This window comes from Citrobacter sp. MGH110 (assembly GCF_001037515.1).
Lineage (GTDB): Bacteria > Pseudomonadota > Gammaproteobacteria > Enterobacterales > Enterobacteriaceae > Citrobacter > Citrobacter portucalensis.
In genome coordinates this window covers 3274069-3287030 of record NZ_KQ089830.1, presented here as the reverse complement: position 1 = coordinate 3287030, position 12962 = coordinate 3274069, and the positions used below count along the sequence as shown (strand labels likewise).

Annotated in this window: 10 protein-coding genes; 3 read left to right on the top strand and 7 right to left on the bottom strand. The window is 52.9% G+C overall.

The annotated features are described in order from the left end of the window. The first annotated feature begins 77 nt into the window (after positions 1 to 77). Positions 78 to 953, top strand: coding sequence for a LysR family transcriptional regulator AmpR (gene ampR / locus SK38_RS15415; protein ID WP_020996269.1), 876 nt, complete (start codon positions 78 to 80; stop codon positions 951 to 953). Positions 954 to 994: 41 nt separating this feature from the next. Here ampR and frdD read toward each other — a convergent pair whose 3' ends face one another. The 4 genes from frdD to frdA are packed head-to-tail and all read right to left on the bottom strand — an operon-like array spanning position 995 to position 4285. Continuing rightward, entirely contained in the window at positions 995 to 1351 is a 357-nt protein-coding gene (gene frdD, locus SK38_RS15410) for a fumarate reductase subunit FrdD (RefSeq protein ID WP_003025535.1), read from the bottom strand. A gap of 10 nt (positions 1352 to 1361) precedes the next feature. Next, entirely contained in the window at positions 1362 to 1757 is a 396-nt protein-coding gene (frdC, locus tag SK38_RS15405) for a fumarate reductase subunit FrdC (RefSeq protein ID WP_003025537.1), read from the bottom strand. A 10-nt stretch (positions 1758 to 1767) separates the two neighbouring features. After that, the gene (gene frdB, locus SK38_RS15400) at positions 1768 to 2502 is read right to left on the bottom strand and encodes a fumarate reductase iron-sulfur protein (RefSeq protein WP_003025540.1); all 735 of its coding nucleotides are present in this window, start codon (positions 2500 to 2502) and stop codon (positions 1768 to 1770) included. Further along, positions 2495 to 4285, bottom strand: a complete 1791-nt coding sequence (gene frdA, locus SK38_RS15395; RefSeq protein ID WP_003830519.1) for a fumarate reductase (quinol) flavoprotein subunit — start codon at positions 4283 to 4285, stop codon at positions 2495 to 2497. Before frdA ends, frdB begins: the two co-directional genes overlap by 8 nt. A gap of 324 nt (positions 4286 to 4609) precedes the next feature. Here frdA and epmA point away from each other — a divergent pair, with 324 nt between their 5' ends. Continuing rightward, complete coding sequence (epmA, locus tag SK38_RS15390) at positions 4610 to 5587, top strand: elongation factor P--(R)-beta-lysine ligase (RefSeq protein WP_048236296.1); 978 nt, start codon at positions 4610 to 4612, stop codon at positions 5585 to 5587. Positions 5588 to 5801: 214 nt separating this feature from the next. Continuing rightward, on the top strand, positions 5802 to 7304 hold the full coding sequence (gene yjeM, locus SK38_RS15385; RefSeq protein ID WP_048236294.1) for a glutamate/gamma-aminobutyrate family transporter YjeM: 1503 nt from the start codon (positions 5802 to 5804) through the stop codon (positions 7302 to 7304). A gap of 181 nt (positions 7305 to 7485) precedes the next feature. Here yjeM and mscM read toward each other — a convergent pair whose 3' ends face one another. The 3 genes from mscM to rsgA all read right to left on the bottom strand — a co-directional run bounded on the left by mscM (position 7486) and on the right by rsgA (position 12919). Next, positions 7486 to 10800 carry a miniconductance mechanosensitive channel MscM gene (mscM, locus tag SK38_RS15380; RefSeq protein ID WP_008785996.1) on the bottom strand — a complete coding sequence of 1105 codons (3315 nt, stop codon included), beginning with the start codon at positions 10798 to 10800 and terminating at the stop codon, positions 7486 to 7488. Between the two features lie 17 nt (positions 10801 to 10817). After that, on the bottom strand, positions 10818 to 11774 hold the full coding sequence (gene asd / locus SK38_RS15375) for an archaetidylserine decarboxylase (RefSeq protein ID WP_048236292.1): 957 nt from the start codon (positions 11772 to 11774) through the stop codon (positions 10818 to 10820). Positions 11775 to 11866: 92 nt separating this feature from the next. Then, positions 11867 to 12919, bottom strand: coding sequence for a small ribosomal subunit biogenesis GTPase RsgA (gene rsgA / locus SK38_RS15370; RefSeq protein ID WP_172111153.1), 1053 nt, complete (start codon positions 12917 to 12919; stop codon positions 11867 to 11869). Positions 12920 to 12962: the final 43 nt, after the last annotated feature.

Below are 12962 nucleotides of genomic sequence, written 5' to 3'. Positions count from 1 at the left end.
CAGTGTGTTTGATTTGCGCCGTGTTGACAAACGGTTAAATTTAGCAGCAGATATAAGTTTTTCTAACAGGCCGGATGATGACGCGTAGCTATATCCCTCTTAACTCGCTGCGGGCTTTTGAAGCCGCGGCCAGACATCTCAGTTTTACCCGCGCCGCGATTGAGCTCAACGTGACGCATTCTGCCATCAGTCAGCATGTAAAAGCGCTGGAGCAGCAGCTAAATTGTCAGCTTTTTGTGCGCGGTTCTCGTGGATTAATGTTGACGACTGAAGGGGAAAGTCTGTTACCTGTACTTAATGACTCTTTCGATCGTATGGCGGGGATGCTGGATCGTTTTGCCACCAAACAGACCCAGGAAAAACTTAAAATTGGCGTGGTGGGGACCTTTGCGGTTGGGTGTCTGTTTCCTCTACTGGGCGATTTTAAGCGCAGTTACCCGCATATTGATTTGCATATTTCTACCCATAATAACCGCGTGGATCCCGCTGCCGAAGGACTGGATTATACCATTCGCTACGGAGGGGGAGCCTGGCATGATACCGACGCGCAATATTTATGTAGCGCGCTGATGTCTCCACTGTGTTCGCCAACATTGGCTTCGCAGATTCAAACGCCTGCGGACATCCTGAAATTTCCGTTATTACGATCGTATCGGCGGGATGAATGGACGCTTTGGATGCAGGCCGCCGGAGAGGCGCCCCCGTCACCGACGCACAACGTGGTGGTGTTTGATTCGTCCGTCACCATGCTGGAAGCCGCGCAGGCGGGGATCGGTGTGGCAATTGCGCCAGTCAGAATGTTCACGCATTTACTCAGTAGGGAACGAATCGTTCAACCATTTTTAACGCAGATTGATTTGGGAAGTTACTGGATAACTCGTTTGCAATCGCGTCCGGAGACACCGGCGATGCGTGAATTTTCCCGTTGGTTGACAGGAATGCTGCACAAATAAAAAGGCCCGCCAATGGCGGGCCTGATAATTAACGCATGTACTTAGATGGTCAGAATACCAATAGCCGTTACAACGGTCAGGATTGCTGCCAGTCCGTAGAAGACCCATTTGCCAGCAGGCACGTGGATTTTCAGGTCATGCATCGCGTGGTGCATACGGTGTAAACCACACCACAGCGGCAGAACGATCATCAGGAACAGAAACGCACGTCCGATGAAGCTCTGAGCGAATGCCAGTACGCGTTCATAGCTGAAAGCATCAGGAACAAAGCCCAGCGGCAGCATAATGCCTACCAGCAGGATCATTACCGGCGCAATGATTGCGCTCCACATACCGCCTGCACCAAACAGGCCCCAGAATACGGGTTCGTCAGAGCGTTTTGGATTTGGATTAATCATTCCGGACTCCTTACCAGAACAGGGCAACAAACAGTATGACTACTGTCGCAACCACAGTAACTGCCCAGAGACCTTTGATGATCGGCTCTGGCCCCATTTTTTCGTCTTTTACGATGATATTGGCTGCTTTTGGCGCCAGCTCAAACCAGGTTTTGGTATGCAGCAGCGCTGCTGCCAGGGCGATAATGTTAAGGATTACCACCACCGGGTTTTGCAAAAAGGCGACAAAGCCCATCCAGGACTCTGCACCATGCTTGAGTGCAAACAGGCCGATAATCAGTTCAATGCTGAACCAGACTGCCGGAACTGCCGTGCCTTCACGCAGCATGTAAAAACGATAAAATGGCAGCTTTTTCCACCAGGTGGACGTCATTGGCCGCACATAGGCTTTACGTTTAGTCGTCATCGTGCACTCCTTAGCGTGGTTTCAGGGTAGCGATAAGAAAGTCTTTTGAACTTTCAACTTTACCCTGCTGAATGGCCGCAGCCGGATCGACGTGTTTCGGGCAGACTTCGGAGCAGTAGCCCACGAAAGTACAGGTCCAGACGCCGTTCGGGCTGTTCAACTGAGCCATACGCTCCTTCTTACCGTGGTCGCGGCTATCTTCGTTGTAACGATGCGCCAGCGTAATCGCAGCCGGTCCAATGAACTCAGGGTTCAGACCGAACTGCGGACACGCGGCATAGCACAGACCACAGTTGATGCAACCGGAGAACTGATGATACTTCGCCATCTGCGCCGGAGTCTGGGTGTTTGGACCCTGATCCGGTGTACGCGGGTTACCGATAATGTACGGTTTGATTGCTTCCAGGCTTTCGATAAAGTGCGTCATGTCGACGACCAGATCGCGCTCAATCGGGAAGTTGCCCAGCGCTTCAACCTTCATGCCGTTGGTGTAATCACGCAGGAAGGTTTTGCACGCCAGTTTCGGTACATTGTTGACCATCATGCCGCAGGAGCCGCAGATCGCCATACGGCAGGACCAGCGGTAGCTCAGGTCCGGTGCCAGGTTATCCTTGATGTAGCCCAGCGCATCCAGCAGTGACGTGGTTTCATCATAAGGAACTTCGTAGAAAGCACTGTGCGGCGCGGTATCGGTTTCCGGGTTATAGCGCACCACCTCAACTTTCAGGTTTTTCATCTCAGCCATTCGCCTTCTCCTTCTTATCGGCTGCTTCCGCTTCGCCACCGTAAACACGTTTAGCTGGTGGCAGAGTGGTGATTTTCACGTCGCTGTATTCCAGGCGAGTCGTGCCGTCAGCATCGCGGAAGGCGAGGGTGTGTTTGAGGAAGTTCACATCGTCACGCTCGGTGCAGCCTTCATCCAGACGCTGGTGCGCGCCGCGGGATTCTTTACGCGCCAGAGCAGAGTGCGCCATACATTCAGCAACGTTCAGACCGTGACCCAGTTCGATGGTATACAGCAGGTCGGTGTTGAAGACGCTGGAGGTATCAGTGATACGTACGCGCTTGAAGCGTTCCTGCAGTTCCGCCAGCTTATCAACGGTTTTCTGCATGAGTTCCGGCGTACGGTAGATACCGCAACCTTCTTCCATGGACAGGCCCATTTCGTCACGGATCTTAGACCAGTTTTCGTTACCTTCCTGGTTAACCAGATCTTTCAGACGTTTTTCAACGCCAGCAACCTGTGCATCAAGAGCGGCACTGTTTGCAGCGCCAGCCGTTGCAGCGCGTTCTGCTGCCTGCTCACCGGCCATACGACCGAAGACCACCAGTTCTGCCAGGGAGTTAGAGCCCAGACGGTTAGCGCCATGCAGACCAACAGAGGAACATTCGCCGACAGCGAACAGACCTTTAATGCGGGTTTCACAGTGCTGATCGGTTTCGATACCGCCCATGGTGTAGTGCGCGGTCGGACGTACCGGGATCGGTTCTTTAACCGGATCGACACCCACGTAAGCTTTCGCCAGTTCGCAGATGAACGGTAAACGTTCGAGCAGTTTTTTCTCGCCGAGGTGACGCAGGTCGAGGTGAACCACATCGCCACGCGGAGTGGAAATGGTGTTGCCTTTGCGCCATTCGTGCCAGAACGCCTGAGAAACTTTGTCGCGCGGACCGAGTTCCATGTATTTGTTTTTTGGCTCGCCCAGCGGGGTTTCCGGACCCATGCCGTAGTCTTGCAGATAACGGTAGCCGTTTTTGTTGACCAGAATACCGCCTTCACCACGGCAGCCTTCAGTCATCAGGATACCGGAGCCTGGTAGACCTGTTGGGTGATACTGAACGAATTCCATATCACGCAGCGGAACGCCGTGGCTCAGCGCCATGCCCATACCGTCGCCGGTTACGATGCCGCCGTTGGTGTTGTAACGGTAAACACGACCTGCGCCGCCCGTTGCCATAACAACAGCGTTAGCACGGATTTGCACCAGCGTGCCTTCCATCATGTTCATGGCAACCAGGCCGCGAGCATGACCGTCGTCAACCAGGATATCCAGAACGAAGTGTTCGTCAAAGCGCTGAATCTGCGGAAACTGCAAAGATGTTTGGAACAGCGTATGCAGCATGTGGAAGCCGGTCTTATCCGCGGCAAACCAGGTACGCTCGATTTTCATGCCGCCGAAGCGACGTACGTTGACGCTACCGTCTTCACGACGGCTCCATGGGCAGCCCCATTGTTCCAGTTGCGTCATTTCAGTTGGGCAGTGGTGGACAAAGTAATCCACGACATCCTGCTCACACAGCCAGTCTCCGCCTGCTACCGTATCGTGAAAATGGTAGTCAAAGCTGTCATGATCCTGCGCGACAGCAGCAGAGCCGCCTTCGGCAGCAACGGTATGGCTGCGCATTGGGTACACTTTTGAGATCAGTGCGATTTTAGCGTTGGGATTTGCTTGTGCGGCAGCAATTGCAGCACGTAATCCCGCGCCACCGGCGCCTATAATGGCAAGATCGGCTTGAAAGGTTTGCACGACATTCCTCCAGATTGTTGTTATTTCATCCCTGCCTGAAATCAGATGCTTCATCGGCTTCAAACAGGTTATGAACGCGTTTCCACTGCTCCTTTATAGGTACAATAGTATAGTCTTAGGGATGTGCGGGAAATTTGACGTGTTCGATTTTTTTAGCGTGTCATAGGGGGGAATTATCATTGAATTTGATTAATTTAATTACTAAACCACCCTAAGTCGCTTTTTTTATCCAATTGCCAGTGATGATTAGTGCTGCCTGAAATTTGTCTCGCTAGCGCGATACGAGTAGACTTCGTGCCCTTGTCATAAATCGGAGAAACAACCATGAGCGAAACGGCAACCTGGCAGCCGAGCGCGTCCATCCCCAATCTGTTGAAACGTGCAGCAATTATAGCGGAGATTCGCCGCTTTTTTGCCGATCGTGGCGTGCTTGAGGTTGAGACCCCTTGTATGAGTCAGGCAACGGTAACGGACATCCACCTGTTCCCGTTCGAAACGCGTTTCGTTGGCCCTGGACACTCCCAGGGAATGAATCTCTATTTAATGACCAGCCCTGAATACCATATGAAGCGCCTGCTGGTGGCAGGATGCGGCCCGGTGTATCAACTGTGCCGCAGCTTCCGTAATGAAGAGATGGGGCGCCATCATAACCCTGAATTCACCATGCTTGAGTGGTATCGTCCGCACTACGATATGTATCGCCTGATGAATGAAGTGGATGATTTGCTCCAGCAGGTGCTGGACTGCTCACCTGCGGAAAGCCTTTCTTACCAGCAGGCCTTCCAGCGCCATCTGGAGATTGACCCGCTGTCTGCGGATAAAACCCAACTGCGGGAAGTGGCGGCGAAATTGGATCTCAGCAATATCGCTGATACCGAAGAAGACCGGGATACCTTACTGCAACTGCTGTTTACGATGGGTGTTGAACCGCATATTGGTAAAGACAAGCCGACGTTTGTGTATCATTTCCCGGCCAGCCAGGCATCACTGGCGCAAATCAGTACCGAAGATCACCGCGTGGCTGAACGTTTCGAGGTTTATTACAAAGGTATTGAGCTGGCGAATGGTTTCCATGAATTGACCGACGCGCGCGAACAGCAGCAGCGGTTTGAACAGGATAACCGCAAACGTGCCGCACGAGGCTTACCACAGCAACCTATCGATACCAACCTGCTGGAAGCGCTGAAAGTCGGCATGCCGGATTGCTCAGGCGTGGCGCTGGGCGTTGACCGTCTGGTGATGCTGGCGCTGGGCGCAGAGAGCCTGACCGAGGTAATCGCATTTACCGTCGATCGCGCATAACTTACTCTTCTGCAATACAAAGTGGTGGCTTAATCGCCACTTTGTAGCATATTTTTTCATTTCCCCTCTAATAGCCACAATTTACACCTGGATATTTGATATCGTTTAGGTATCAATTCTGTGTTGATTTTTTTATCGCTGAACTCTGCAAAGAGAGCAGTGCCAACCGGTGAGCGGCGTTTGTTAAACGCTTGCCAGAGTAAGGGATGGTTTAATGACCCAAACAATAAAAAAGATGAGCCTGATAGGTCTCATTCTCATGATATTTACGTCAGTTTTCGGTTTTGCTAATAGCCCCTCCGCGTTCTATTTAATGGGGTATAGTGCAATACCGTGGTATATATTTTCTGCATTATTATTCTTTATTCCATTTGCTTTAATGATGGCGGAAATGGGTTCTGCCTATCGGAAAGAAGAGGGGGGAATCTATTCGTGGATGAATAATAGCGTTGGACCACGCTATGCGTTTATCGGCACGTTTATGTGGTTTTCTTCTTATGTGATATGGATGGTTAGTACTGCGGCGAAAGTCTGGGTACCTTTTTCAACCTTTTTGTTTGGCGCAGACATGACGCAGCACTGGCGTATTGCAGGGCTTGAGCCTACGCAGGTTGTCGGACTGCTCGCAGTCGGTTGGATGATCCTGGTGACCTGCGTGGCATCCCGGGGTATTAATAAGATTGCGCGTATTACGGCTGTAGGTGGAATTGCCGTAATGTGTCTTAATTTAGTTCTGTTGTTAGTGAGTGTCGCTATTTTGTTATTAACTGGTGGCCACTTTGCACAGGATATTAATTTCATCTCTTCGCCTAATCCCGGATATCAGTCTGGACTGGCAATGTTGTCATTTGTTGTGTTTGCCATTTTTGCTTACGGCGGAATTGAAGCTGTGGGGGGACTGGTTGATAAAACAGAAAAACCAGAAAAGAACTTTGCAAAAGGCATTGTCTTTGCCGCTATTGTCATTTCTGTTGGTTATTCACTGGCCATCTTTTTATGGGGCGTTAGCACTAACTGGCAGCAGGTATTAAGTAATAGCTCAGTTAACCTCGGGAATATTACCTATATCCTGATGAAAAGCCTCGGAATGACGTTGGGTAATGCGCTACATCTTTCCCCTGATGCCGCAATGGTGATGGGCGTATGGTTTGCACGTATTACCGGGCTTTCCATGTTCCTTGCCTATACCGGCGCTTTTTTCACCCTCAGCTACTCACCGCTGAAAGCGATTATTCAGGGCACGCCGAAGGCGTTGTGGCCCGCGCCGATGACCAAACTTAATGCCGTAGGGATGCCGACGACGGCAATGTGGTTACAGTGCCTGCTGGTGAGCCTGTTTATCCTGTTGGTTTCATTTGGTGGCGATACGGCTTCGGCGTTCTATAACAAACTGACGCTGATGGCGAACGTCTCAATGACGCTGCCGTATCTGTTCCTGGCGCTGGCGTTTCCTTTCTTTAAATCCCGTCCGGGTCTGGAAAGGCCGTTTGTTGTCTTTAAAACCCGAGCGGCGACGCTGCTGGCAACGGGAGTGGTCGTGCTGGTGGTGACGTTTGCTAACGTGTTCACCATCATCCAGCCGATAATTGAAGCCGGAGACTGGAACAGCGCACTGTGGATGACCGGCGGTCCGATCTTCTTCTCACTGCTGGCGATGGCGATTTACCAGAACTACAGCCGTCGCACGACCAACGAGCCTGAGTGGGCAGTGGAATAAAGGCCATCTGACGTTTATTGCCTGTTGCCGATCCGGACGCATATTAAGCCCGAAAATGTCTGTGGTCGGCGATGAAATGCCCGATGGCGCAAGCTTATCGGGCCTACAGGTTAATTGCAGACCCGTAGGCCGGATTAGACCCAACGGGTCGCCATCCGGCATTTCTTGCCTGCATTGTGCGTTACAAACTCCCTGCCGGGCGACTGCCTCTTCCTGCAGAACTTAATGTTCTCCCTGTTTGCTTACCGCCGAGGCTCTCCAGACGCATCTGGAACGGAGGGAACGGCATATCAATACCGTGCTCGCGGAAGCCTGCCAGAATCAGTTGATGGATTTCATGGCGCAGCGGCATGCGATGCCCCATCTCGGCGGCATAAATACGCAGTTCGAAGATTTGAATCCCCTGCTGCAGGTCAACCAGGAAGACTTCAGGTGCCGGATTATCGATAACCAGCGAACAGCGCTGCGCGGCAGTCAGCAGGATCTGCGTAACCTCCTCGCTATTCGCCTCAGACGGTGCCGGGATGGTTAACACTACACGGGTAACGGAATCGGATAACGACCAGTTGATAAACTGTTCGGTGATAAAGGCTTTGTTGGGCACGATGATCTCTTTGCGGTCCCAGTCGCTGATAGTGGTGGCGCGGGTATTAATTTTCGTCACGCTACCGGTAAGATCGCGAATCGTCACCGTGTCGCCAATGCGGATTGGTTTTTCAAACAGGATAATCAGGCCGGAAATAAAGTTGGCGAAGATCTCCTGCAAACCAAAGCCCAGACCGACACCGAGAGCCGCCACCAGCCATTGCAGTTTGGACCATTCAATACCGATCATCGAGAAACCAACCAGACCGCCAATCAGCATCAGCAAATACTTGGTAATGGTGGTGATGGCATAACCGGTGCCGGGGGTTAAATCCAGATGTTGCAGTAGTGCCAGCTCCAGCAGTGCGGGTAGGTTGCGCACTAACTGGGTGGTGATGATGAATACCAGAATCGCGATAAGCACCGCGCCCAGCGTTATCGGTTCTAAGCTTTCCACGCCCTGAACCGTGGAGGTGACATCCCACAATGAGATGTTTTCCAGGAAGCCGAAAGCGGAGTGAATTTCTGACCACAGTACAATGACCGAGAGCAGGGCGATAAGCATCAGGATAGAACGCACCAGGCGCAGCGATTGCGCGCTGATAGCATCCAAATCCACTTCGCTTTCATCAACGTCGATCGCGCCTTCAAGGCTGGTGGAATGCGGTGGTTCTTCTTCGCCCCGCGCGCGCTGCGCCAGCATTTCTGCGCGTCGATGCTTGGCGCGGTCAAACGCCAGGCGGCGACGCTGAATCAGCATCCAACGGCGGATAACGTGATACACCACCAGTAATAAGAACCAAATCGCTACAGACGTTTCCAGACGTGCCAGCAGGGCTTGTGATGTGGCGAGGTAGCCTACTGCCGCGGCGAGAATGGCAATCAGCGGCGCACCCATCAGCATATTCCACAGCATGCTGTTGACCATGTTATCGCTGTTGCCCTCTTTATCGAGGTACAGCGGTATCCCGGCGCGTTTCAGGCTCAGGGTTACGACCGCCAGCGCACCGCAAATCAGAATAAAGCACAGACGCCCCAGTGAGGCGGAGAATTCCCGGTCATTGAGGTTATCAAACATAATAACCGCCATGATCAACGGGACAATCAGCCCGATGCTCATCAGGTAATAGTGCATGGCTTTCGCGACGCGGTTCCGCGGCCAGCCAAAGTGGGCAATGAACAGACCGTTGGGACGTGCAAAGGTGGCGCAGATCATTACTGCCCACAGCATGGGCACCGTGGCGGTAACGCCATCGCCGATCGCGACAGCCAACGGATAAGGCCAGGCTTCCTGCAATCCGTAACCGAGCGTTGCCCACAGCACTGGCAACGGCGAAGCGACGAGTATTGACCAGAATACCGTGCGTATTGTCAGCCAGAAGTGATCCTGGGTGACTTTCCCGACCCGCGCGGACGAGCGTTCAAGGAAACGGGTGAAGTGCTTGCGCGAAGAGAGGCTAAAGCCAACTAACACCAACGCCGCGAACAGCGGTAGCAGCGTTTCTTTGCTGGTCAGCATCATGATGCTGGCTTTGCCCAACTGATTAAACGTATCTAATGAGATCAGACGCCGCAGATCCTGAACGATGTCGACAGGCCAGGAGAGGGAGATAGGGCTAACGTCTGACGTCCAGAACAGGTAGCGGTGCGTCGCTTCGTTGACCTCTTTTAGCGCATCTTCCAGTTGACTGTTGGAAACTTTGAGCTTGGTCAGCTCAAGGATCAGCGTATCGCCGCCCTGTAACAATGAGTTCAGCAGCTCACGCTGGGTGCGTAGCTGGGCGTTGAGGATGCTGCTCTGTTCAGCGGTCAGCGGTTGTCCATCGGCCTGATGAATCTGACGCAGCTGCGGCTGTTTGTTGAGGAGGTCCTCATAGCGCATGCGGTGTACGCGAAGCTGCGCCATTTCGGTATCCAACTGCTGAGGTTTAGGCATTTCCGGCAGACGGGATACCTGCGCTCGCAGCGCTTCTCCCAGCATATTTGAAACCCCAAGCCACTGAGACTGCTCTCGCAGCGTATTCAATGCCTGACGCACCTGCAGCGTTTGGCTGGCGGCCTGACGCTGCTGCGAAGCGACCAGATCCATACGCTGTGCTTGCTGGTTTAAGGCCTGAGACAGCTCGCGGTTTACCTTGAACTGGTCGACAATGCCTTCCGGCAGTCCCGCGCTGTTTTCCGCCAGCAGTTCAGTGCTTTCCAGCGCTCGCTCAGCTTCACGCTGACGTTGACTGTTAAGCTGGTTGCGCAAAGCCTGCAGGTAAGCGTCGAGTTGTTGACTCTGTTTTTCCGCCAGTTCGGAGCGCATACGCGCCAGTTCCTGACGGTTATTGGCGGAAAGCTGCGCCAGCTCCAGTTCATCGACCTGGGCTTTAAGTTTGGCGGATTCAGCCTGCATCGCCTGATTCTGTGCGGAATTACCGTTGGCGGTACCAATGCGTCGCTCAAGCTCATTGAGCTGGCGGCGGGCATCGGTTTGCTGTTGAGGAAGCTGGCTTAACGAGTCGGCGATTTCCCGGGCGCGATCCTGCTCCTGTTGGGCCTGACGACTCTTTTCCAGCAGTTGGCTGCTAACCTGGAGGATCTCCTGGTTTAACGCATCGGTAGTGAGTCCGGTTGGCACATTGCGCGGTTCATCACGCAGGTTGCTAAGCTGCGCGCGTAACGTTGCGGACAGCTTGGGGAAGTTATCAATAACCTGCTGATATTGCTGGGCACGCTCGAGAGAGCCTTTACGCTCCTCAAGGGCATTCAGCGCGGACTGGAGCGCCTCAACGGTTTCTGGCTGAGCGGGTTTTGCCGCTTTTGCCTGCTCCAGTTCCTGGGTGAGTTGTTTGGCATCGGGGGCCGTCGCAGCGTACGCCCCCAGGCTGAGGCACCAGGCCATCAGAAAAGTGATAATCAGGCGCACAGCAGCGATTCCTATGTTTAACTTTCGTCTTTTTTGTCGTCAACCAGCGGGCTGGCATCGTGTTCTGCTTCGATCTCTTCTTTCGCCAGCGGGGCTGGCGTCACGAAAGTCTCGGTCGAGATGGCCATTGGCTGGCCGATTTTGGTCACGGAAAGATCCTGCAACTGCTCAACCAGGTTAACTTTGCCAGGTGCGAACAGGTTGATGACGGTGGAACCGAGCTTAAAGCGGCCCATTTCCTGACCTTTCAGCAGCGCCACCGACCCTTCGCTTTCGCCTTCCGGCCAGGTCCAGCGCTTGATGACGCCTTCACGCGGTGGAGTAATGGTGCCAGCCCATGCGGTTTCAATACTGCCGACGATGGTCGCGCCGACCAGAATCTGCACCATCGGGCCAAATTCGGTATCAAACAGACAGATTACACGTTCGTTGCGGGCAAACAGGTTCGGTACGTTTTGCGCAGTCAGGATGTTTACAGAGAAGAGATCGCCCGGCACATACATCATTTCACGCAGGATACCGTTACACGGCATGTGTACACGGTGGTAATCGCGTGGAGACAAGTAAGTGGTCACAAACGTACCGTTGCGGAATTTGTCCGCCATCTGATAGTTGCCAGCCAGCAGCGCTTCAAGGGTATAGCTGTGCCCTTTAGCCTGCAGCAGTTTGTCTTCCTCGATGTTGCCTAACTGGTTAATCACACCGTCAGCGGGCATGACCAGTACGTTTGGATCGGTATTAATCGGGCGAGCATCATCGCGCAGCGGGCGAACAAAGAAGTCGTTGAAGGTGCGATAGCTGGCGGTGTCCGGCTTTTGCGCCTCTTTCATATCGACCTTGTAATATTTCACGAACAGATCGATAACCAGTTTGGTCAGCCATCCCGCTCGTTTGCTCGCACCCCAACCCGCCAGGCGAGTGAGCCATAGTTTCGGCAGAATGTATTGTAGCGAAAGCTTAAATGAGTTTAACAAGGTAGCCTCCAGGCCATAATTTGTTCCCGATCCGGCATACGGGCCGGATCCTGAAAAAAGGGGGACGATTCTAGCGATGCTTAGCTTAGTTGTCAGTTGTCTGTATCAGAAAAGTTTTTACGCGTTTTTACCTGCGCCATGCTTTCCAGGATGCGGTGATAATTTTCAAACCGGGTTTCAGCTATGGCCCCTTTTTCTACAGCCTCACGGATAGCGCAGCCTGGATCGGTATCATGCTTGCAGTCGCGGTATTTGCAATGGCCCAGGTAGTCATGAAATTCGACAAAGCCATGCGTGATTTGTTCCGGCTCCAGATGCCACAGTCCAAACTCACGTACGCCAGGGGAGTCGATAACGTCGCCGCCGTGCGGGAAGTGATACAGGCGAGAGGCCGTGGTGGTGTGCTGTCCAAGGCCGGAGTTGTCAGAGACATCATTGGTCAGGATCTCTTCCTGCAGGCCGAGGAGATTATTGAGCAGACTGGATTTACCTACGCCCGATTGACCGGCAAAAATGCTGATGCGATCGGTTAATGCTTCTTCAAGCGGTTTCAGGCCGTCTTTAGTGCGGCTTGATACCATCAACACCTGATAGCCAATGTTGCGATAGATATCCATCTGTTCGTTAACGAAGGCCATGCCTTCATCATCCAGCAGATCGATCTTATTCAGCACGATAATCGGTTCAACGTGTAGCGTTTCGCAGGCTACCAGATACCGGTCGATAATATTGAGTGACAGCTCGGGTAAGATGGCTGAGACAATAACGATCTGGTCGATGTTGGCGGCAATAGGCTTTACCCCGTCGTAAAAGTCGGGGCGTGTCAGTACCGAGGTACGATCGTGTACCGCTTCAACGATACCTTTGACATTCACGCCTTCAGCTGCCGCTTTACCCGGGCGCCAGACTACGCGATCGCCAGTAACCAGCGAGCGAATTGTACGGCGGATATTGCAACGGTGAATTTCACCGTCAGCAGACTCTACGTCGGCATGCATGCCAAAACGGCTGATAACGATGCCTTCGGCGGTTTCGCCAAACAGGTTGTCGTCGTAGTCGGGCTTCTCCGTGGACGTTTTAAGACGACGCTGGTGATTGGCGTTCACACGGCGCTGTTGGCCTTTGGAGAGTTTATTCTTACTCAATCGGACTGGCTCCTGGTCGCCCATGATGGGCAAAACATTTATG

What these genes read in the sequence shown, in the direction of transcription:
- frdC (WP_003025537.1), bottom strand. Translation starts at nt 1,757, where the DNA reads ATGACGACTAAACGTAAAGCCTATGTGCGGCCAATGACGTCCACCTGG.
- ampR (WP_020996269.1), top strand. Translation starts at nt 78, where the DNA reads ATGACGCGTAGCTATATCCCTCTTAACTCGCTGCGGGCTTTTGAAGCC.
- yjeM (WP_048236294.1), top strand. Translation starts at nt 5,802, where the DNA reads ATGACCCAAACAATAAAAAAGATGAGCCTGATAGGTCTCATTCTCATG.
- epmA (WP_048236296.1), top strand. Translation starts at nt 4,610, where the DNA reads ATGAGCGAAACGGCAACCTGGCAGCCGAGCGCGTCCATCCCCAATCTG.
- frdB (WP_003025540.1), bottom strand. Translation starts at nt 2,502, where the DNA reads ATGGCTGAGATGAAAAACCTGAAAGTTGAGGTGGTGCGCTATAACCCG.
- frdD (WP_003025535.1), bottom strand. Translation starts at nt 1,351, where the DNA reads ATGATTAATCCAAATCCAAAACGCTCTGACGAACCCGTATTCTGGGGC.